Consider the following 18,968-nt stretch of genomic DNA (forward strand, 5'->3'; position numbering starts at 1 on the left):
TTTCCTTGCCGGACAGTAGAAGGCCTCCGGCAAAACGTTTCAACCCAGAGGGAAAAGGCTCTGGATTGTACATTTCCCAATTAGACCTTTGACATCTACGCAGGGGTCAGGTAGACAGATTACGTATTCGTAACAAATAATTGTTGGGCACAAGCATGTCGATCGAGATCAAACCGTCCAAGGCCCTCGACCTTTGGCGTATCGCGATTGTAGAAAGTGTGCGTCGGGATTCCCCCGATTTATCTGCTCGGCAAATGGCTTTGTTATTGAATGTTTACCTGACCCCGGCGCCGCATACCGTGCGTGGATTGTCAGATGCGCTTAACATCTCCAAACCGGCCATCACCCGTGCCCTTGACCGCCTGAGTTCGCTTGGCATGGTCAAACGCAAGGTCGATGAAGACGACCGTCGTTCGGTCCTGATCCAGCGGACGGTTAAAGGGTCTGTTTTCCTGCGCGAGTTTGGCGATATTATCGTCGCGGCAGGCAAAGAAACCGATTAAACGGCCACTGTTTTGCGGTCACACGACCGTTGCCAGATCGAATTTTGCCCCGTTTGAACGGTAAATTCGCAATATGACCGCCCGTAAGACGATTTAGGGCAGCAATCCTTTCCTTTGTGCAAATTCCATTCTTCTTATACAGTCAAAAATCGCTATATACAGACCAGTTGGTATGTAGCGGCTGTTTTGCGCATCTCGTTCATTTCCCTGTTTTCACTTTTAATAACAAGGGGATAAGCGAAATGAAATCTGCACACATAAGATAACCACGGGTGAATTTCGCCAAATACTCCGTGCCGGGCGAAAGGTCAGTGACGGGTGCCCGCACTGCTTTCTGGCATCTCAATCAGCGATAAAAGGGCCGCAGCAGCGATCAAAACAGCCCCGGAGACCCGTGCCACCACATTTGTCCCGCCGCGCTGCGCCAGCCAAGGCATCACCCGGGCGGCCCCCATCGCGTAAATCATTACGAATGTGTAATCAAGAACAACGAAGGTCACACCAAGGATCAGCAACTGCGGGATCAATGCGGCGGTCGGATCGACAAATTGCGGGAACAATGCGCCGAAGAACGCGATGGCCTTTGGATTACCCGCCGCAACCAGAAAACCCTCACGGAACAGTTTACGGCGACGGACGGGTTCATAGTGGCCCGCCGGGTTCGTTTTGATATCGTTCTGAACCTTGTTTGCCCTGGATTTGCGGAAAAGGGCTGTCAGCCCCATCACCAGAAGAAAACCAACCCCGCACCACTTCACAACCGCAAACGCCGTCACCGACGTTGCCAAAAGCGCCCCAAGCCCAACAGCGGCAACCACCATCTGGATCATGTTTGCCGTCACATCGCCCAAGGCCGTCATCAAGGTCGGGCGGGCGCCATAGCGCAGCGCATGCGACATCCCGATCAGAACACTTGGCCCCGGTGTCAGGACCAGCAAAAAGACAAGAACGGTAAAACTCAGCCAGGTTTCAAACGGCATGATAGGCGATCTCCGGTGCAAAGGACGTCATCGGCATATCACGCCATTCCGATTGCACAAGTGCATGTTGTGCAATGCCCCATGACAATGCGTCATCGCGCCCGGATCAGCCGCGAAGATTAAAGATCACAGGCTATAAAACCCGCCACAGGATAAACCGGTAGCACCGCCGAAGCATTGCAACCGGTTCATATGGAGGTCGGGTCAGGAGGTCATTGCAAAGGGAGTGCGAACAGCGTTAGCGTTTTTTGGCATCGCCCGGCCAATGATCATAGAATTTGCGAACCTGAACGGAGCGCAGGGTATCTGGCGGCAAGATAGCTTGTGCCGTTTTCTGCAACTGGAACTGAAGGGCCGAGAAATAGCGGTTCGGCACGGGTGCAAACGGGCTAAAGGGTGGCTCGGGTGTGATTTCCTCACCTTTTTCGGCCGCTTCTTCGGCGGCGTCTGCTTCGGCCTGAAGTTCTTCTTCGGTTTTGGCAGGCGGGGGTGGCAACAAGGCCGGCGCATCAAACTTAAAGCCGCGCTTGCCCGGTTCGCGGGTTTCGAAACGGTTCTGGGTATCGCGATACATCAAACGTTGCAGTTCAACCAAAAACGCATTGATGATTTTTGGCATCCGGCTTTCGATCACCTCGACATCCTGTTTGGTCGCGGCCTCAAGCCAGATGTTGAATACCAACTGGCGAATGGTGCCCGATTTTGGCAGAACCACGGTCAGCGACACCGGATCGGGGATGATAACTGTATCAGGGATGACAGGTTCGGTGGGAGCGTCTTCCTCGGCGGCGGGTTCGTTCTTGGTCGAGGCATCCGCCGACGGGACCGCGCCCAACAAGACAAACGTGCTGAACAGTCCGGCGATCATGCACAGAACGACGCGTTTAAAGATCGTGGTATTGGCACTGGTTTTTGGCTGCTGGAAGGTCGCCATCAACGGTATGCCCCTTTTCTTTCCATGTTATCAGTATCTTATTGGCATTCTTATAGCATCTTTTACGTGCATATGTCTGCCATCAGTTACTGACAAAATCTGTCCCGGCCGCACGCAGATCAAGGGCGGCCGCCAGAAGCGCCTTGGTATAGGGTTGCTGCGGATGATCAAACACATCTGCCGCCGCTCCGCTTTCGACCAGTTTGCCGCCCTGCATCACCATCACCCGATGTGAAAGCGCACGCACCACCCGCAAATCATGGCTGATAAACAGATAGGCCATTTTGTGGCGTGCCTGCAAATCGCGGAGCAATTCAACAATTTGCGCCTGTACCGACATATCAAGGGCCGACGTTGGTTCATCCAGTACGATAAAGCGCGGCTTTAGGACCAATGCGCGGGCAATCGAGATGCGTTGGCGCTGACCCCCGGAAAATTCATGCGGATAGCGGTCCATGGCATTTTGCGGCAGGTCGACCTCAACAAGCGCCTCGGAAATGCGTTTTTGACGCTCGGCCGGGGTTAAGTCCGGTTCATGGATTTCAAGCCCCTCCCCGACGATCTGGGCGATGGACATGCGCGGGCTGAGTGACCCGAACGGGTCCTGAAACACCACCTGCATGTCGCGGCGCAGAGTGCGTAAATCTGCCCCGGTGAATTTGCGGACATCCTTGCCGCCAAACCGGATCTCGCCATTGGATTTCAACAGGCGCAGGATCGCCATCGCAAGGGTCGTCTTGCCCGATCCACTTTCCCCGACAATACCAAGCGTTTCGCCCTGCTTCAATGTCAGTGAAATATGATCGACCGCATCAAGGTAGCTTTCGGGGCGGCCAAGCAATCCTTTGCGGCCAATCGGAAAGCGCACCTGAATGTTACTGGTTTCAAGAAGGTCGGCGGCATTTTCAGGCAAAGCCGGTGCATTGCCACTTGGCACGGCGGCCAATAGTTTCTGGGTATAGGGGTGCTGTGGACTTTCAAACAATCCATGGCCTGTTCCGCGTTCGACGATCTCGCCGTCTTTCATCACACAGACGTTTTGCGCCATTTTCTGCACGATTTGCAGATCATGGGTGATCAGCAACAAGCCCATGCCAAGTTTGTTCTGCAAATCTTGTAGCAGTTCAAGAATCTGGGCCTGAATGGTGACGTCCAATGCCGTGGTCGGTTCATCCGCAATCAGAAGTTCCGGTTCGTTGGCAAGCGCCATGGCAATCATGACGCGTTGACGCTGCCCGCCCGATAGCTCATGGGGCAGGGCCCTCAACCGTGACGACGGATCGGGGATGCCAACCAGGTCAAGCAGTTCGAGAATACGTGCGCGTGCCTTACCGCCACGCAATCCTTTATGCAGCAGCAACACCTCGCCGATCTGCTTTTCAATATTATGCAGCGGATTAAGCGAGGTCATCGGTTCCTGAAAGATCATCGAAATCCGGTTGCCCCGGATTTGGCGCAGCGTGCGTTCATCCGCCCCGACCATTTCCGTACCATCAAAGGTGATCGAGCCCGATGGATGGGTCGCACGCGGATAGGGCAGCAATTGCAGGATCGAAAGGGCGGTGACCGATTTGCCTGATCCGCTTTCGCCGACAAGGGCCATGGTTTCCCCGCGCCCCATCGAAAATGAAATGCCCTTAACTGCGGGAATACCGGCAAAGCTTGCCGAAAGGTCGCTTACCGCCAGAAGCGGCTGTGTCGATTGGGGGGTCGTCATAGCCAACTCCTAGAACGTTTTGCGCGGGTCAAAGGCATCGCGCACCGCCTCGCCGATGAAGATCAACAAACTTAACATCAACGCGATGGCAAAGAAGGCGGTCAGGCCAAGCCACGGGGCCTGAAGATTGTTTTTACCCTGTGCGAGCAGTTCCCCAAGCGATGGCGATCCGGGTGGCATGCCAAGCCCCAGGAAATCAAGCGAGGTTAGTGCCACAATCGAACCATTCAAAACAAACGGCAGGAAGGTAATGGTCGCGACCATCGCATTGGGCAAAACATGGCGATACATGATCCGGGTATCTGTCATGCCAAGCGCACGGGCCGCGCGGACATATTCAAGATTACGCGCACGCAGGAATTCAGCACGGACAAGGCCGGTCAAACTCATCCAGCTAAACAGCACAAGAATAAACAGCAAGGTCCAGAACCCCGGTGCAAACAGGCTGGCAAGAATGATCAGGATGAACAGTTGCGGCAAGCCAGACCAGATTTCGATCACGCGCTGCGCACCCAAATCAACCCAGCCGCCGAAATAGCCCTGCACCGCACCGGCCGCAATGCCAATCACTGAACTGATCGCGGTGAGCGCCAGACCAAACAGGATCGATATCCTAAAGCCGTAAATCAACCGGGCAAGCACATCGCGCCCAAGATCATCGGTGCCGAGCCAATGGCGAGCCGACGGCGAGGCCGGTTGAGGTTCGCGCATTTGAAAATCGATGGTGTTGTAAGAAAACGGAATCGGCGGCCAGATGGCAAAGCCGTGGTCCTCGATCTTGCCAAGGATATAGGGGTCGTAAAAATCCGTCTCGACGTCAAAATCCCCGCCATAGGCGGTTTCGGGATGGTCTGAGAGGATCGGCACATACCAGTTGTCGTCAAATTTGACGAAAATCGGTTTGTCATTGGCGACAAATTCAGCCGCCAGACAGATGACAAACAAAATGGCAAAGATCACAAGCGACCAGTATCCGCGTTTGTTGGCGCGGAAGTTGACCATGCGACGTTTGTTAAGCGGGGATAAAATGATGTTTGGCATGATCAATCCTCCCGCGCATCAAAGTTGATCCGGGGATCAACGAAGTGATAGCTGAGATCGCTGATCAGGTTGAGCACAAGCCCAAACAGCGTGAACAGATAAAGGGTGGCAAACATCACCGGATAGTCCCGCTTCATCACCGCTTCAAAGCCGAGCAACCCAAGCCCGTCGAGCGAGAAAATCACTTCAATCAGGACCGAGCCAGTAAACAGCAAGCCGATCAAGGCACTTGGGAAACCGGCAATCACCAGCAACATGGCATTGCGAAACACATGGCCATAGAGAACCCGTTTTTCCGTCAGGCCCTTGGCGCGGGCGGTGACGACATATTGCTTGTTGATTTCATCAAGAAACGAGTTCTTGGTCAACATTGTCAGGGTGGTAAAGCCGCCAATCGTAAGGGCGGTAATCGGCAAGGCCAGATGCCAGAAATAATCGCCGATTTTGCCCAGAAGTGACATTTCATCAAAATCCGATGAGGTTAATCCCCGAAGTGGGAACAGATCGAAATACGTCCCCCCGGCAAACACCACAATCAGCATCACGGCAAACAGGAAGCCCGGAATGGCATAGCCGACAATGATCGCCGCCGACGACCAGACATCAAAGTTTGATCCATCGCGCACCGCCTTTGCGACACCAAGGGGGACGGAGACCATATAAATGATCAGTGTTGACCAAAGACCCAGCGAAATCGATACCGGCATTTTGTCGACCACAAGATCAATGACATCGCGGTCCTGAAAATAGCTTTGGCCAAAATCGAACGTCAGATAGTTTTTCATCATGATCCAGAAGCGTTCATAGGCCGGTTTATCAAACCCGAATTGCTTTTCAAGCTGGCTGATGATTTCAGGATCAAGCCCCTGTGCGCCGCGATAGGTCGAGGTCGAGGAAAAGTTGTTGCTTCCCCCGCCGTTGCCACCGCCGCCGCCGCCACTTTCAGCGCCCTGATTGCTGATGCGTGCGGTTGCGGACACATCAGCCCCCTGAAGCTGCGCGACGATTTGTTCAACCGGGCCGCCGGGGGCAAATTGAATGATCGCAAAGTTCAGCACCATGATGCCAAACAAGGTGACCGGGATCAGCAAAAGGCGGCGCAGGATATAATTCAGCATTGCCTAGTACCCCCCCTTGTTAAGCTTTCGGGATTTTTCGGGATCAATCCACCAGGTCATGACCGAGGTGCCCTTAAGCGGCACGGTATCAGGCCGTCCAAACACATCCCAATAGGCCATCCGATCCCCGCCAAGATAATATTGCGGGATCACGTAAAATCCCCATTGCAGCACCCGATCAAGGGCGCGCACGCGCTGCACCAGCGTTTCACGATTATCGGCATCAATCACAAGCCCGATCAGTTCATCAATCACCGGGTCGCTGATTCCGGCAAAATTCCGCGTGCCGGGCTGATTGGCCGCCGATGATGACCAGAAGATTTGCTGCTCATTGCCCGGCGACAGGCTTTGTTGCCACCAAAACGTCGTCATATCGAAATCATAGGCCTGAATGCGGTTGATCCACTGCCCGGTATCAATCAGACGGATATCAAGTGTGACGCCAAGCTGACGCAGGCGGGCCTTGAGGACCAGTGCGATTTTTTCTAACCCCGGCTGGCGGATGATCAGTTCAAAGCGGAACGGTTGGCCGGTTTTGCTGTTGATCAATTGCTGATCGCGCAATTCCCAGCCAGCTTCTTGCAGAAGCTTGATCGAATGACGCAAAGCTTCGCGTCGGCCATTGGGTGGATCGAAATTGGGCAGATATGGTGGTTCGGTAAACAGTTCAGGGGGAAGCTTACTTTTGAAGCCCTTGAGGATGCCAAGTTCTTCGCCGGTCGGAAGACCGGTTGCGGCCAGTTCGGAATTGGCGAAATAGCTGACGTTGCGCTTATACGCGCCATAAAACATCGCCCGGTTCAGCCATTCAAAGTCAAAGGCATATTGCAAGGCTTCGCGCACCCGGCGGTCGGAAAACAGCGGTTTTCGGGTGTTAAACACATAGGCCTGCATGCCGTTTGGCAGATTATCGGGCAGGAATTCTTTTTTGATCTCGCCGTTTTGCACGGCGGGTGTGTTGTAGGCCGTGTTCCATTCGCGCGACGAATGTTCGCTTCGGACCAGATATTCACCGGCAAAGAATGCCTGACGTTCAACATCCAGATCACGGTACGTGTCATAGCGGATGGTATCAAAATTATTGCTGCCGCGGTTGACCGGCAAATCGGCCGCCCAGTAATCCTTTACCCGTTCATAGGTGATGCGTCGCCCGGCTTCGATACTTTGTATCTTATAGGCACCACTTCCCACGGGAATATCGAATGTGGTCTTTGAAAAATCGCGCCCTTCCCAATAATGTTTGGGCATGATCGCCAAGTCGGCAACGATCATCGGCAATTCGCGGTTATTGCCCGGTTTGAAGTCAAACCGCACGGTGAGATCATCAAGCGCCTCGACCTTATCGACCTGGGCATAATACTGGCGATAGACCGGGCTGCCCTTTTCGATCAGGATATTGAACGAAAAGACGACATCGTCGGCGGTGATGTCGGTGCCGTCCTGAAAGCGCGCACGCGGATCAAGATGGAAAATGGCAAAGGACCGGTCGGCGGGGTATTCGATGCTGCGCGCGATCAGGCCATAATGCGTGCTGGGCTCGTCGGCACTTCCGACCATCAGACTGTCATACATCAGGCCAAGCCCGGAGGCGGCTGTGCCCTTCAGGGTATAGGGATTTAACGTGTCAAACGAAACACTTGAGCCTTGTACCAGTGTACCGCCCTTCGGCGCATTGGGATTGACGTAATCAAAACTCCGGAAATCCGGCCCGTATTTCATATCGCCATACAGCGAGATGCCATGGGACACGGTGGTGACAGGCGCCAGTTGCTCTTCATCAACCGATATGGTCGGTGCAGCAACGATTTTTGGCATTTCCTCGGCCTGTGCCGGAACAGAAAACGTCAAAAAGGCCCCTATTGCGATGCCCGATCCAATGCCCGCAAGCCTGCGGGGCAATGATCTGGTGATCGTTTTGGTGTCAGTCACGGCCCGCGTGACAGCATGCGCGATCATCTGACTAATCGTCTTTCCCCTGATCTGGTCTGGTCTGGTCTTTTTTGCGACATTCAAAACAGCGCGAACCCATTGCGATGCCCCGTGAAGCAACATGATCACGATACCGGACATCCTGTCATCCTGATACTACCGTTTCAGTTCGTTCATTAGAACCGCTTCAGTGCATAAATGAAGGATAAAATGGTGCATTTTCAAGGCATCATCACGTTATTTAGTCTTTCTGTGCCAATTTTCTTCTTTCGGTTTCAAGTCGGATTTCCGCCATCAACCAATTGCGAAAGGCCCGGACCTTACGCCGTTCCAATCGGCCTTCGGGGTAGCACAGCGAATAGGCATAGGGGCTGTCGACCGGCAAGTTGAACGGCACGGTCAAGCGGTTGGTGACAACATATTCGCCGATCATCGCCGGGTCCGAAATCACCACGCCAAAGCCACTTGCCGCAGCCTCCATCGCCATATCAAGAGTGGCAAAGACCGGGCCACGATCCGCATCGACCCCCTTGATCCCGGTTTCGGCCAGCCAGATCCGCCAATCTTCGCGTGAGGCCGAACAGTGCAACAAGGTCACATCGCCAAGGTCTTCGGGGTTTTTAAGCTGCTTGGCCAAGTTGGGGTGACAGACCGGCAGCAATCGTTCGCCGGTCAGAAATTCGTGCACCAGTTGTTCGTCCTGAATGTCGGCGAACCGGATGGCGATGTCTGTTTCGTTAAAATCGACCGGGGCCTTGTCATCATTATAGGTGCCCAGTTGCACCTGAAGATCGGGGTGTTCCATCTGAAACCGGCCGAGACGCGGCACGATCCAGCGCATGGAAAAGGTCAGCGGGGCGAGCACACGCAACTGGGTGTCATCGGCGCGGTCCTCGACCTTGGCCACCGTTTGTTCGATCGCATCAAAGGCCGGGGTCAAGCCAAGCAACAGGTTCCGCCCGGCACGTGTCAGTTTCAAACTGCGGTGCTGCCGATCAAACAGTTTCCGCCCAAGGACATCTTCAAGGTGTTGCACCTGTCGGCTGACGGCCCCTTGGGTCACGTTAAGCTCATGTGACGCTTTGGTGAAACTTTCAAGACGACCGGCCACTTCAAAGGCACGAAGCGCATTTAACGGCAAAGGGCGACGTTTCATGAGGATGACTTTGCATGACTAAAACTCATACAATGATGACTAAAGATGGTTTGAGCGCAAGTGTTTTTAGGCTTAACCCTGAGTTTAGAAGAATTCAGAGACACAAAACACAGACACTCGGCCGCGAATTGTTGAGAGCAGGCCGTAAGATTGAAGGAATGAGATCATGGTCGCGATCACCAAAGATGCCGGTGCCTTTGTCACCACCCGTCGTCCAAACACCACCATCACCCTGATGGATATGCCGCGCCAGTGGGTTAAACGCTATGACCTGCGTCAGAAGCTGGCGGTGATGGACTCCCGTATGCTGCGCGATATTGGCTGGAACGTTTTTGACGCCCGTCGCGAAGCTGCAAAGCCATTCTGGAAAGCCTAGGCTTTAAGCCTTTGCCCCAAACCAAAGAGATTTAAAATGTCTGCCCGCATGTTTCGCCTTCAGGGGCCACTTTCATTCCCCTTGCAGGTTATTGACGCTCTGATGAGCGCTTTGAGAATCCCCAGCGCCAAATAAGGCGCTTATGTTTCGATCTCCCTGAACGCAACTCCAACTTCCCCCGTTGGAGCGTGCGCATATGAAAACCGGTCACATCCCTGTTGACCGGTTTTCTTTTTGCGCAACGACGCAAGGCAGGTCCGCCTTATTTCTTTTCAGGCAGATGCAAATACATGATGTTTGCCGCACTCAGCACCGAATACATCACGGCAAACTGCGCGTTGAATTCGTATTTTTCCGGCTTGGGGTCAAACATCTTATAAATCTCGCCGATGCTGCGTTTGCCATCAATCCGCGACAGGATCGCCGGGCTGGCAGCAGGCATGGTGCGGGTCACGGCAAGACCGGTAAAGGTGATTTTGATGTTGCCGGTTTTGGCCACCGACCGTGCCAAGGCGGGCCCATCCACGCGGGTAAAGAACGGAATGGCGTCTTCGGATGGCATCGGCGGTTTGACCTTGTTTTTGGCCTTCACCACGTAAAATGTGTGCTTGGTGATATTGCCCGCCATCAGTTCGGCCAGGGCGGCGCGCTCGCGAAACGGCACATGCACCGCACGGTCAAGCACATCATGGCGCGAACAATAGGTTGTCGGGTCATAACGCATCGGTTCGACAAAGTTCTGAAGACGCAAACCGGCCTGTTCGGTGAAATCAAACACCTCATCCACCCGGTAGGCCCGGTCCTGTTGATGGAGCAACAGATCATAAAACCCGGCATCCCCGCCATGGACATGATCGCCGACAAACGGATTGCGCTTGAGCCAGTTGGTGCCGGGCAGGCTGTTAAACAGCGCCTTGCCGAAATTCAAACGCCGCACCCCGCCGGCTTCGGCGTTCATGCGTTCCATCATTTCTTGCATATGGTAAACGCCGGTGCGCCCGAGCTCACCATAGACCATCAAGCCCATGCCGCCGTTGGGTTTGAGCGCATCAGACAACGCGCGCAACCCGGCATCCGGATCAGGCAGATGATGGAGCACCCCGCAGCAATCAATATAATCAAACGGGCCGTGCTCAGCCGCCAGATCGACAAACGATCCGGTGACAAAGGTAACGTTCTTTTCAAGATTGCGGCGCTTGATCCGCGCCTCGGCGATGGCGCGCGCGCTTTCGGACAGATCGATATAGACAATTTCCGCCTTGGCCTTACGGTCCCGGGCCTGCTGGGCCAGCATGACCAAGGCATCCCCGGTTCCACCACCGGCAACCAAAATCCTGATTTTGCCCTTGGCGGAAGGGTCGCGCCCGCCAAACACAAAATGCACCACCTCATCCCAATTGCCCGGAGAACCTGTGATCAGGCGCTTATCCTCGTCGTCCGGATCGCGTGCCGGATAAGGATAGCTTTCATACTGATCGCGCGTCTTGGCAGACGATGACACAGCATCAGGCATTTTTTTGTCGTCGGGCATTACCGCGGGTTCCAGTAGATCATCGAGTGGGACAGCGCCATCCTATACCAAGGAATTAATTAATAAAATCCGGCGATTTGCTTAATATCAGACTTTGTTGAAACAACAGCGACCTTAGGCTTCCTGACAGGTGATCACGAGCTTGCCGGTTGCTGTGCGATCGGCAATCGCCGTCAGGGCCTGCATGGCGTCCGACAAGGGATAGCGGCGTGAAATCATCGGAGTGATTTTACCCGCCGACAACATCGCAACAAGTTCCGCCATGCCCGCACGCGCAAGGTCGGGATTTTGCAGTAAATAGGCACCAAAATAAAAGCCCAGCACGGCAATATTTTTAACCAGCAGGATATTGGCCGGGATTTGCGGCACGGTGCCACTGGCAAAGCCAATCAGCAATATGCGCGCCCCTGGCGCAACACAGCGCAGACTTTGGTCAAACACATCCCCACCAACCGGGTCATAGACCACATCAACCCCACCTTGCATCCCCGAAGGACGGTTAAGCCCGGCGACAATGTCGCGCACCCGGTCACGGATGCTTTGCGTTTTGTAATCAATAACGTAATCGGCACCATGGTCGCGCGCGATCTGGCATTTTGCCGCCCCGCCCGCCGTGGCGATCACCGTCGCCCCCAACAATTTGGCGCATTCAACCGCAGTTAACCCAACACCGCCCGCAGCACCATGGACCAGAACAATCTCGCCCGGCCGCACGTTGACGCGATACTTCAAGCCAAACCAGCTTGTACCATATGCGATTTGAAAGGCTGCTGCTGCGTCAAACGAAACTGCATCGGGTAAAGGCATGACAAGGGACGCATCCACCGCAAGCCGGGTGGCATAGCCGCCCCAATCGGGCAGAGCCATGACACGATCCCCCACCGCGATGCCCCGCACATCATCACCGATTTCCATCACAGTGCCGCTGACTTCAAAACCGGGGGAAAAGGCGCCGGTTGGGCGCTTTTGATAGGTTCCCTGCAGGATCAGGCTATCGGCGAAATTAACCCCGCAGGCCGCAACCTCAATCACCACCGCGTTTGGACCGGCCACCGGATCAGGGTGCTCGATCAACTGTGGCTCTTCACCGAATGCGGTGCAAATCCATGCTTTCATGCCTGCTGCCTGTCCGTGATCGGGAATAGTTGGCAACAGTGTGCCGCCTGACGAAACGACAAACAAGCCGACATTGGGCTAAACCCGCAAACAGCCCGCACACAGATTGCGAGATATAGGGTCTGAACCCAAGTGCGATGATGGTTTGGAAATTAGAAAATACGCTGACGTTTGCGTTTACGGGTCAGCACCAGCAACACGACGGCAGGCACAAACAGCACCACAAGGGCCGGGGCCAGCAGCACAGGGACAAAGATATTGTCCCAGATCCAGACCGAAACGTAACGCTGTATGACCGATTGCAACAGGTTCAGGCTTCCGGCATCAAGGCGATACCAGAGCTCTCCGGCGGCTGCCAGACGAAAACTACCTGTCTGAAGCGCCGTGATGGAACCATCGACCAGCACCGCAATGCTGGCGAAAAGCAACAACCATCCCAACGCCCTGAAAAACCACATTGTCTTCTCCGCACCACCCCGCAAGGATGGGTATATTAGAAAATCATGCAGGCACCCTAACGGCAAGACCCCACCAGCGTAAAGTGTTGCAGGGTTTCAGTGTTATTTATCTTGCAGGTCGAGAACCCTGACATGAAACCTTAGTCATCAGACCTCAATAAGAAGTAAAGATTGCGCCAGACCACGTTTTCTCAACCCTGATAGCCTTGATCAAAGCAGCCGTCAGCCCTGTTTTGGGGCGGATTTCCCGAAAGTGAAAAAAGAGGCTGATTGGCCCTTGTCAAGCAAGGACGGGTCGGCTAATGTCCGCCCGCTTTCGCGATATATAGATCGCATGTGGAGAGGTGGCCGAGTGGTTTAAGGCGCACGCCTGGAAAGCGTGTTGGGGTGTAAGCCCCTCAGGGGTTCGAATCCCCTCCTCTCTGCCAGTTTCTTTAATAAGATATTGAAATAGTTTTATTTTATTTCCCTGATCTTATCAGTCCGCACAAATTCCTACCTTTCATAAACACTGGTCGTTTTCCTGCACCCCAAGCTGGAAACACGCCAAGTGCTATGTCAGATATGACGCATGATCATCTGACCTAACTATAGAATCAGGCTTTCAAACCGTCAGTTCCTTATCCTTCAGGCTGCGTAAATCATCATTCAGGCGCGTTTGCCACCCCCGACCCTCTGCCCGATATGCTTCTAAGACATCGGCATCAATCCTGATCGTGACCCGCTCTTTCGTGGGAGTTTTCTGGGGACCTCTCTGCCCCCGTGCCCGCGACACCAATTCAGGCAGGACCTCAGAGGCTGGTCGGGCTTTTTTAAATAGCTCGCCATCCAGTTCCGGAATTTCGTCAAGATCGGGTTCTGTGTTACGTTTGGACATCTGAATACCTCTTTTGCTCTCGCTTGTTTGCTTTGCGAAGGCTGATAATACGAACCTTGTCGCCCCGTTCCGCAAAGGCGACAGCATAAACACGATGGCCTATAAACCCGATTGCGAACCAGCGCAGCTCTGTGTGGCGGTCGTCCGGGATTATAAAGGCAGTATCCCAATCGAAACGTTCCATTTGTTCGAATGCAACGCCATGCTTTTCAGCATTCAATTTGTTCTTGCTGTCGTCCCATTCATACATTTACACCCCTCACTCGAAATAAAATGTACATACAATAAAAACGTTGGTCAATATCTTTTTGTGCATACAATTAATGACAAGCCTGATCACATAATTCTTTAAACCCGTGATAGCATCCCACCAACTGACATCAGGCTGTCAGCAGTCCCAGGATATGCTTCTTTTTTGGAAAAGGGGCAGAAATGATCAAATTCAACTATCCAGACGGCTCGCATTGTTATCGTGCATTGCATACTGCACATGCCGTATTTCGCAATGACGACGGCAAGTTGATTGCGCGCGCCGAAAAAGCGGACAGAACTGGGATGTATGAATTCGAAATTACCGGGTTTGAGCTGCTTTCAACTGGTATTGTTTACGATTAAGCTCAAAGCCCGCTAGCGGTCATTCATTTCCACCGCTGCCAACCATTTGCGCAGCAAACCGTCAAGCTGTGCCTGCTCCTCGCTGCTCAGGCCTTCGGCAAGGCGGTGCTGGTTGGCGACATGGTCGGTGACGGCGGCGTCAATCAGATCGCGCCCCTTTTGGGTGAGCGCGATGACAAAGCCACGGCCGTCATCCGGATTCTTTTCGCGTGAGACCAATCCGGCCTGTTCAAGCTTATCGAGCCGGTTGGTCATGGTGCCTGATGTTACCATGGTCCATGCGATCAAGTCAGATGGGCTGAGTGCATAGGGCGGGCCGGAACGGCGCAAAGTGGCGAGCACATCGAAACTTGCCGCACTCAGGCCATGGGCGCGAAAGATATCATCCAATCCCGACATTAAAACGGAACGCAGCCGCCCGAAGCGGCCAAACATTCCCATTGGCGTCACATCAAGATCGGGACGTTCCTGATGCCACTGCGCCAAAATGCGATCTACCTGGTCCATGGGTGGGTGATGGCAAAAATTTATCTTGACGTCAAGATTTATCGATATACCTTGACGTCAAGATAAATGGAGAAAGCCGATGAACCGAACAACAGACTTATTGCTTACCGCCCTTGCCCCGGCGATCTGGGGCAGCAGCTATATCGTTGCCACGGAGCTTTTGCCGCATGGCTATCCGCTGACCGTGTCGCTGCTGCGTGCATTGCCGGCGGGTTTGATCCTGTTGCTTGTTGTCCGCCAATTGCCGCAATCAGGGTGGTGGGGCAAGGTTTTGATCCTTGGCGCGCTTAATTTTGCGATTTTCTGGTCGATGCTGTTTTTGGCGGCCTACCGCCTGCCGGGCGGGGTGGCCGCGACACTGGGCGCGGTTCAGCCGTTGTTCGTGCTGTTTTTGGCGCGCTTTGCCTTGGGAAGCACCATCAAGTTGGCCGGGATCATCGCAGCAATTTCCGGGATCTTTGGTGTTGCACTTCTTGTCCTTGATCCCAGCGCGACGCTTGATCCGGTTGGCATTGCCAGTGCCACCATCGGCGCCCTTTCAATGGCGGCAGGCACGGTTTTAACCCGCAAATGGCAACCACCCGTATCGCCACTGACCTTTACCGCGTGGCAGCTCACGGCGGGCGGCGTGCTTCTGATCCCGGTTGCGCTGATTTTGGAGCCATCGTTTCCGGTCCCGACGCTTGAAAACCTTGCCGGGCTGGCGTGGCTTGGCCTGATCGGGGCGGCATTGACCTATTATCTGTGGTTTCGCGGGATTGCCAAACTGGGTCCGGCCACGGTGACAAGCTTTGGCTTTCTCAGCCCGACCAGTGCGGTGTTGCTTGGCTGGATCATCCTTGGCGAACAGTTAAGCCCAACCCAGATCGCCGGTGTGGTGATTGTTCTAGCCAGCATCTGGATCGGACAACGCGCCGCACGACCGATGGCTGCGCCGTCATCGTCACCGCCCCCTGTCGAGAGCGCGAGACCTGAAACAGCCCCTCGCACGAGTTAAAATCAAACTCCCCAAATATATATAAGGAAACGTCCAATTAAAATTGTCCTGTTTTGGCGCCACTGGCGATGTTGGCACCGCACCCGATCAGATGCACAGTTTGATCAGTATGAAGATGTCCAATGGCCCAGCGCCTGCAATGCTTATCGACGGCCCGCCGATAAACCAATATTTGCGCGGCACCGATAGCTAGTTCCTAACCATATCGGGTTGGCGCGGATAAGTTTTGCTGATTTCGGCTACGCCACGGTCAATCTAATCGGAACGACCAGTAACGCATAGCAACGCCTGACTGTGCGGCTTTAGAACCGGGCGAATTCCGTCTGCTTCAACTTTACCGCATGAGTACAAGCTACAGCGAGCGTCTATTCTTAGCGGCCGTCTTTTTTTCAAAAGAAGCGGCTCGCAATGCCTAACCCTATTTTAGTGTGAAACAACACAGCTCGAATTACTACAACAGAACGATATAGAATATTGAAAATAATAACTTATTAGTTTTATGTAAAATTTAAGATGTGAAAAAACTAAGGACCGATCGATGTTTTACTTTATCGATGAAAGTGGAAACACAGGGCTAAACATTTTCGATGAAAATCAACCAAAACTGTATTATGGCGTATTAAGCTGCCAAAAAAATCTGGACCTAATAGCTGCCCCCCTAATGACAAAATGCAGAAAAAAACTTGGTGTGAAACGGATACATGCCAATGAACTGGGCGTTGGTAGACTACTAGAAATTGCACCCGAAATCATCGAATTCAGCAAGAAAAACGATGTCCGGTTCTCATTTTTCAAAGTGTTAAAACCCGATCATGCAGTTATTTGTTTCTTCGATCAGGTTTTCGACTCTGCTCTCAATAAAGCAATTAGTTGGAACCATTACTTCTCGCCACTAAGATATCCTCTACTTCTAAAACTGGCCATGCTCTTTGATGAAGAACTCGCCAAGTTAGCCTGGAATGCCAGAAAAGCGCAAAACCCAGTTATCTGCGCAGAGATGCTCTGTGAGCTATGTAAGCGGCTAAGGGATCGCGTTGATTTATTACCTGACGCTCGCAGCAGGGAGTTGATCTCCGGAGCGCTGCACTGGGCCGAGAAAAAACCCATGGAAATTGACTATGGCGCAGGGAATAAAGATAGCGCGTTGCAAATCTCGCCGAACCTAATTGGGTTCCAGCAGGTTCTTCAAGACGTTGCCACCCAATCGTCAAAAAGAGGACGAAAAGCGCGGAAGATTACGGTCGATAGACAAAGCCAATTCAACGAAGCCCAAGGCGAGTTGGCGGAGTGGTACTCGAACCTACGTAAAAGCGGACATGTAAGCGATTTGGGGCCAGGAATGCCGAGCTTTGATTATTCGAAGATGCCCGAAGTACCTCCCACCTTCCGCGCCTCGGACGAGAGCGCCGGCCTCGAAATGGTCGATGTGACTCTTTGGATCGCAAAACGCATTGAAGAGGGCAAAGATGTCCCTATCGAATTGAGAAAAATGTTCTGGTCCCAAGCTAAACGCGGGTCAACAGATGAAGTCTCACTGAAAGCCATAGATCAAAGATGGCGCTTCTTACTAGACTTACCTGAACCTAGTGAAAGCCTGCATGAGGAAATTGAGAAACATTTTGAACAGATTGAGGCTGAACGCAAAAAGGAAGTTGAGGCACTAACCAGATAGTAAAATACTTATTTCGTCAGTTTATTACGCCTTGATGCGGGCAAACACATCATCCAATGCGGTGTGGAGTGCCGCCCCGCCCTTTTGCCGCATAAAGGTTTGCGCGACCTGTTCGTTTAAACCGCCCGGTGTCGAGTGGCCTTCGACCAAGGTGGCAAAGCTTTGATCGGGGGATTTGATTGTGTTGTCAGAAAGCCCGGCAAACAGGGCCGCGAGATAGCGTCTGGCGTCGGCATAATCCGATCCATGTGCGACCATCCATTGCGCCGAACTTTCAAGAACTTCAAAATAGGTCGCCATCAGCGCACTGCCCGCCGCATACCCGTCAAAAGCATCGATGGTATCGGCTGCAACCGCCCCGCCGAGTTTTTCAAACAGGGCGATAACATCAGGTGCGCCGGGATAGACCGCCGTCACACAATTACAATGGGCGACCGAGGGTAATGGAATGGCGCGATCAAAGGAGGCCCCGCCGGAAATCCAGCCTTGCAGCTTTGCAATCGGGATGGTGGCGATCAGGCTGACGATTTGGGTGTTGGCGGGGGCCTTGAGGCCGCTTAAGACCTGCTCGGCGATTTGCGGGCGGACGGCAAGAAACACGATATCGGCGGCATCCATGAGCACCTGATTGTCGTCTTCGACCCGAACAGTATCAAACTCCGTCGCCAGCTTTTGCGAGAATTCACGCCCACGGCGCGAAACGATGATTTCGGAAACCGCATCGTCGGTCGAAAGAAGCCCCCGGATCATGGCATCACTGATGACGCCGGTGCCAATAAAGCCGAGCTTCATTCGATTTCTCCTAACATTTTACGTTCTAAAAACGCCTGATCATCGCGGAAGTTCTGTGTGTCACCAGTGCCATTTTGGCCATCCGTCCCATCATAGGCCGCGACCACCCGAAATTCCGGGCCTTCGGCGGTGGAATGGCTTTCATACAGGCAGAAACGATCAATGGTAAACGTCCGTGAGCTGACATCGCCATGATCGGCAACCGCCTGCTCAATGGTTGCGCGCGCGGCATTGCGGTTGCGGCCGAGCGTAATGTGCGGGGTGAAATTGCGCATGTCCATGTCGGGGCATTCTTCCAGTGCAAGAAGCGCATTCTCTACCCGTGCGGCCAATTGGCGCATCAGTGGTTGATCCTTGACCCCGGCCCAGAAAATGCGGATTTTGCGGGTTGATGCAAAAACATTCAGGCCCTGCACACGAAGGTCAAACGGCTCAAAGGCAATTTTTGCCAAGGCCTGATCAATTTCGACAGCCAAGCCGGGATCAACATTGCCGATGAACTTAAGGGTGATGTGCATATTTTCCGGGGTTTGCGCATCAAGCCCCTTAATCCCGCGCGCCAACGGGTAAAGATCGGCTGCGATATCAGCCGGTATTTCGACGCCAACAAACAAACGCATATTCAAAACTCAAAACGAAATGGGTGGAT

Annotated in this window: 20 protein-coding genes and 1 tRNA gene; 6 read left to right on the forward strand and 15 right to left on the reverse strand. The window is 53.4% G+C overall.

What is annotated here, in order from left to right; translation table 11 throughout:
• Nucleotides 1–155 precede the first annotated feature (155 nt).
• The gene (locus K355_RS0113410; RefSeq protein ID WP_022732665.1) at nt 156–503 is read left to right on the forward strand and encodes a MarR family winged helix-turn-helix transcriptional regulator; all 348 of its coding nucleotides are present in this window, start codon (nt 156–158) and stop codon (nt 501–503) included.
• Nucleotides 504–811: 308 nt separating this feature from the next.
• On the opposite strand, the gene K355_RS0113415 is transcribed toward K355_RS0113410, so the two are convergent.
• From K355_RS0113415 to K355_RS0113445, 7 genes are all read right to left on the reverse strand, one after another.
• On the reverse strand, nt 812–1,483 hold the full coding sequence (locus tag K355_RS0113415; protein ID WP_022732666.1) for a LysE family translocator: 672 nt from the start codon (nt 1,481–1,483) through the stop codon (nt 812–814).
• A 238-nt stretch (nt 1,484–1,721) separates the two neighbouring features.
• Entirely contained in the window at nt 1,722–2,417 is a 696-nt protein-coding gene (locus K355_RS0113420; protein ID WP_022732667.1) for a hypothetical protein, read from the reverse strand.
• A gap of 82 nt (nt 2,418–2,499) precedes the next feature.
• Entirely contained in the window at nt 2,500–4,134 is a 1,635-nt protein-coding gene (locus K355_RS0113425) for an ABC transporter ATP-binding protein (protein WP_022732668.1), read from the reverse strand.
• Nucleotides 4,135–4,143: 9 nt separating this feature from the next.
• Nucleotides 4,144–5,175: an ABC transporter permease gene (locus K355_RS0113430; protein ID WP_022732669.1), complete on the reverse strand. Its 1,032-nt coding sequence runs from the start codon at nt 5,173–5,175 to the stop codon at nt 4,144–4,146.
• A gap of 2 nt (nt 5,176–5,177) precedes the next feature.
• Nucleotides 5,178–6,293 carry a microcin C ABC transporter permease YejB gene (locus tag K355_RS0113435; protein ID WP_022732670.1) on the reverse strand — a complete coding sequence of 372 codons (1,116 nt, stop codon included), beginning with the start codon at nt 6,291–6,293 and terminating at the stop codon, nt 5,178–5,180.
• Nucleotides 6,294–6,296: 3 nt separating this feature from the next.
• Entirely contained in the window at nt 6,297–8,363 is a 2,067-nt protein-coding gene (locus tag K355_RS0113440) for an extracellular solute-binding protein (RefSeq protein ID WP_022732671.1), read from the reverse strand.
• A 100-nt stretch (nt 8,364–8,463) separates the two neighbouring features.
• Nucleotides 8,464–9,378 carry a LysR substrate-binding domain-containing protein gene (locus K355_RS0113445; RefSeq protein ID WP_022732672.1) on the reverse strand — a complete coding sequence of 305 codons (915 nt, stop codon included), beginning with the start codon at nt 9,376–9,378 and terminating at the stop codon, nt 8,464–8,466.
• A 166-nt stretch (nt 9,379–9,544) separates the two neighbouring features.
• Between K355_RS0113445 and K355_RS0113450 the strand changes: the two genes are divergently transcribed.
• A complete protein-coding gene (locus K355_RS0113450; RefSeq protein WP_022732673.1) occupies nt 9,545–9,754 on the forward strand; it encodes a DUF1127 domain-containing protein in 210 nt (69 codons plus the stop codon).
• 262 nt (nt 9,755–10,016) lie between these two features.
• Here K355_RS0113450 and K355_RS0113455 read toward each other — a convergent pair whose 3' ends face one another.
• The 3 genes from K355_RS0113455 to K355_RS0113465 form a co-directional block, all read right to left on the reverse strand.
• Nucleotides 10,017–11,285: a class I SAM-dependent methyltransferase gene (locus K355_RS0113455; RefSeq protein WP_022732674.1), complete on the reverse strand. Its 1,269-nt coding sequence runs from the start codon at nt 11,283–11,285 to the stop codon at nt 10,017–10,019.
• Between the two features lie 114 nt (nt 11,286–11,399).
• Nucleotides 11,400–12,401: an NADPH:quinone oxidoreductase family protein gene (locus K355_RS0113460; protein ID WP_022732675.1), complete on the reverse strand. Its 1,002-nt coding sequence runs from the start codon at nt 12,399–12,401 to the stop codon at nt 11,400–11,402.
• Between the two features lie 152 nt (nt 12,402–12,553).
• Nucleotides 12,554–12,859 carry a hypothetical protein gene (locus tag K355_RS0113465; RefSeq protein ID WP_022732676.1) on the reverse strand — a complete coding sequence of 102 codons (306 nt, stop codon included), beginning with the start codon at nt 12,857–12,859 and terminating at the stop codon, nt 12,554–12,556.
• Between the two features lie 338 nt (nt 12,860–13,197).
• Here K355_RS0113465 and K355_RS0113470 point away from each other — a divergent pair.
• A tRNA-Ser gene (locus tag K355_RS0113470) sits at nt 13,198–13,287 on the forward strand.
• A gap of 176 nt (nt 13,288–13,463) precedes the next feature.
• On the opposite strand, the gene K355_RS0113475 is transcribed toward K355_RS0113470, so the two are convergent.
• On the reverse strand, nt 13,464–13,736 hold the full coding sequence (locus tag K355_RS0113475; protein ID WP_022732677.1) for a BrnA antitoxin family protein: 273 nt from the start codon (nt 13,734–13,736) through the stop codon (nt 13,464–13,466).
• A complete protein-coding gene (locus tag K355_RS0113480; RefSeq protein ID WP_022732678.1) occupies nt 13,723–13,986 on the reverse strand; it encodes a BrnT family toxin in 264 nt (87 codons plus the stop codon). The genes K355_RS0113475 and K355_RS0113480 overlap by 14 nt, the downstream gene beginning before the upstream one ends.
• Nucleotides 13,987–14,168: 182 nt before the next feature.
• On the opposite strand from K355_RS0113480, the gene K355_RS0113485 reads away from it, so the two are divergent.
• The gene (locus K355_RS0113485; protein WP_022732679.1) at nt 14,169–14,351 is read left to right on the forward strand and encodes a hypothetical protein; all 183 of its coding nucleotides are present in this window, start codon (nt 14,169–14,171) and stop codon (nt 14,349–14,351) included.
• Between the two features lie 12 nt (nt 14,352–14,363).
• Here K355_RS0113485 and K355_RS0113490 read toward each other — a convergent pair whose 3' ends face one another.
• Nucleotides 14,364–14,858 (reverse strand): MarR family winged helix-turn-helix transcriptional regulator, encoded by a 495-nt coding sequence (locus tag K355_RS0113490; RefSeq protein WP_022732680.1) that lies wholly within the window; start codon nt 14,856–14,858, stop codon nt 14,364–14,366.
• Between the two features lie 79 nt (nt 14,859–14,937).
• Between K355_RS0113490 and K355_RS0113495 the strand changes: the two genes are divergently transcribed.
• On the forward strand, nt 14,938–15,855 hold the full coding sequence (locus K355_RS0113495; RefSeq protein ID WP_022732681.1) for an EamA family transporter: 918 nt from the start codon (nt 14,938–14,940) through the stop codon (nt 15,853–15,855).
• A 538-nt stretch (nt 15,856–16,393) separates the two neighbouring features.
• Complete coding sequence (locus K355_RS0113505) at nt 16,394–17,527, forward strand: DUF3800 domain-containing protein (protein ID WP_022732683.1); 1,134 nt, start codon at nt 16,394–16,396, stop codon at nt 17,525–17,527.
• Nucleotides 17,528–17,551: 24 nt separating this feature from the next.
• Here the strand turns inward: K355_RS0113505 and K355_RS0113510 are convergent, their stop codons facing one another.
• Together K355_RS0113510 and thpR are read right to left on the reverse strand one after the other, a co-directional pair.
• Nucleotides 17,552–18,319: a pyrroline-5-carboxylate reductase gene (locus K355_RS0113510; RefSeq protein WP_022732684.1), complete on the reverse strand. Its 768-nt coding sequence runs from the start codon at nt 18,317–18,319 to the stop codon at nt 17,552–17,554.
• Complete coding sequence (gene thpR / locus K355_RS24000) at nt 18,316–18,939, reverse strand: RNA 2',3'-cyclic phosphodiesterase (protein ID WP_022732685.1); 624 nt, start codon at nt 18,937–18,939, stop codon at nt 18,316–18,318. The genes K355_RS0113510 and thpR overlap by 4 nt, the downstream gene beginning before the upstream one ends.
• Nucleotides 18,940–18,968 lie beyond the last annotated feature (29 nt).

Source organism: Thalassospira lucentensis MCCC 1A00383 = DSM 14000 (genome assembly GCF_000421265.1).
In the GTDB taxonomy this organism is placed as follows: Bacteria; Pseudomonadota; Alphaproteobacteria; order Rhodospirillales; family Thalassospiraceae; genus Thalassospira; species Thalassospira lucentensis.

Bases quoted from the DNA above. Each gene is read 5' to 3' on its own strand.
- K355_RS0113410 (WP_022732665.1), top strand. From the start codon at position 156: ATGTCGATCGAGATCAAACCGTCCAAGGCCCTCGACCTTTGGCGTATC.
- K355_RS0113415 (WP_022732666.1), bottom strand. From the start codon at position 1,483: ATGCCGTTTGAAACCTGGCTGAGTTTTACCGTTCTTGTCTTTTTGCTG.
- K355_RS0113420 (WP_022732667.1), bottom strand. From the start codon at position 2,417: ATGGCGACCTTCCAGCAGCCAAAAACCAGTGCCAATACCACGATCTTT.
- K355_RS0113425 (WP_022732668.1), bottom strand. From the start codon at position 4,134: ATGACGACCCCCCAATCGACACAGCCGCTTCTGGCGGTAAGCGACCTT.
- K355_RS0113430 (WP_022732669.1), bottom strand. From the start codon at position 5,175: ATGCCAAACATCATTTTATCCCCGCTTAACAAACGTCGCATGGTCAAC.
- K355_RS0113435 (WP_022732670.1), bottom strand. From the start codon at position 6,293: ATGCTGAATTATATCCTGCGCCGCCTTTTGCTGATCCCGGTCACCTTG.
- K355_RS0113440 (WP_022732671.1), bottom strand. From the start codon at position 8,363: ATGTCCGGTATCGTGATCATGTTGCTTCACGGGGCATCGCAATGGGTT.
- K355_RS0113445 (WP_022732672.1), bottom strand. From the start codon at position 9,378: ATGAAACGTCGCCCTTTGCCGTTAAATGCGCTTCGTGCCTTTGAAGTG.
- K355_RS0113450 (WP_022732673.1), top strand. From the start codon at position 9,545: ATGGTCGCGATCACCAAAGATGCCGGTGCCTTTGTCACCACCCGTCGT.
- K355_RS0113455 (WP_022732674.1), bottom strand. From the start codon at position 11,285: ATGCCCGACGACAAAAAAATGCCTGATGCTGTGTCATCGTCTGCCAAG.
- K355_RS0113460 (WP_022732675.1), bottom strand. From the start codon at position 12,401: ATGAAAGCATGGATTTGCACCGCATTCGGTGAAGAGCCACAGTTGATC.
- K355_RS0113465 (WP_022732676.1), bottom strand. From the start codon at position 12,859: ATGTGGTTTTTCAGGGCGTTGGGATGGTTGTTGCTTTTCGCCAGCATT.
- K355_RS0113475 (WP_022732677.1), bottom strand. From the start codon at position 13,736: ATGTCCAAACGTAACACAGAACCCGATCTTGACGAAATTCCGGAACTG.
- K355_RS0113480 (WP_022732678.1), bottom strand. From the start codon at position 13,986: ATGTATGAATGGGACGACAGCAAGAACAAATTGAATGCTGAAAAGCAT.
- K355_RS0113485 (WP_022732679.1), top strand. From the start codon at position 14,169: ATGATCAAATTCAACTATCCAGACGGCTCGCATTGTTATCGTGCATTG.
- K355_RS0113490 (WP_022732680.1), bottom strand. From the start codon at position 14,858: ATGGACCAGGTAGATCGCATTTTGGCGCAGTGGCATCAGGAACGTCCC.
- K355_RS0113495 (WP_022732681.1), top strand. From the start codon at position 14,938: ATGAACCGAACAACAGACTTATTGCTTACCGCCCTTGCCCCGGCGATC.
- K355_RS0113505 (WP_022732683.1), top strand. From the start codon at position 16,394: ATGTTTTACTTTATCGATGAAAGTGGAAACACAGGGCTAAACATTTTC.
- K355_RS0113510 (WP_022732684.1), bottom strand. From the start codon at position 18,319: ATGAAGCTCGGCTTTATTGGCACCGGCGTCATCAGTGATGCCATGATC.
- thpR (WP_022732685.1), bottom strand. From the start codon at position 18,939: ATGCGTTTGTTTGTTGGCGTCGAAATACCGGCTGATATCGCAGCCGAT.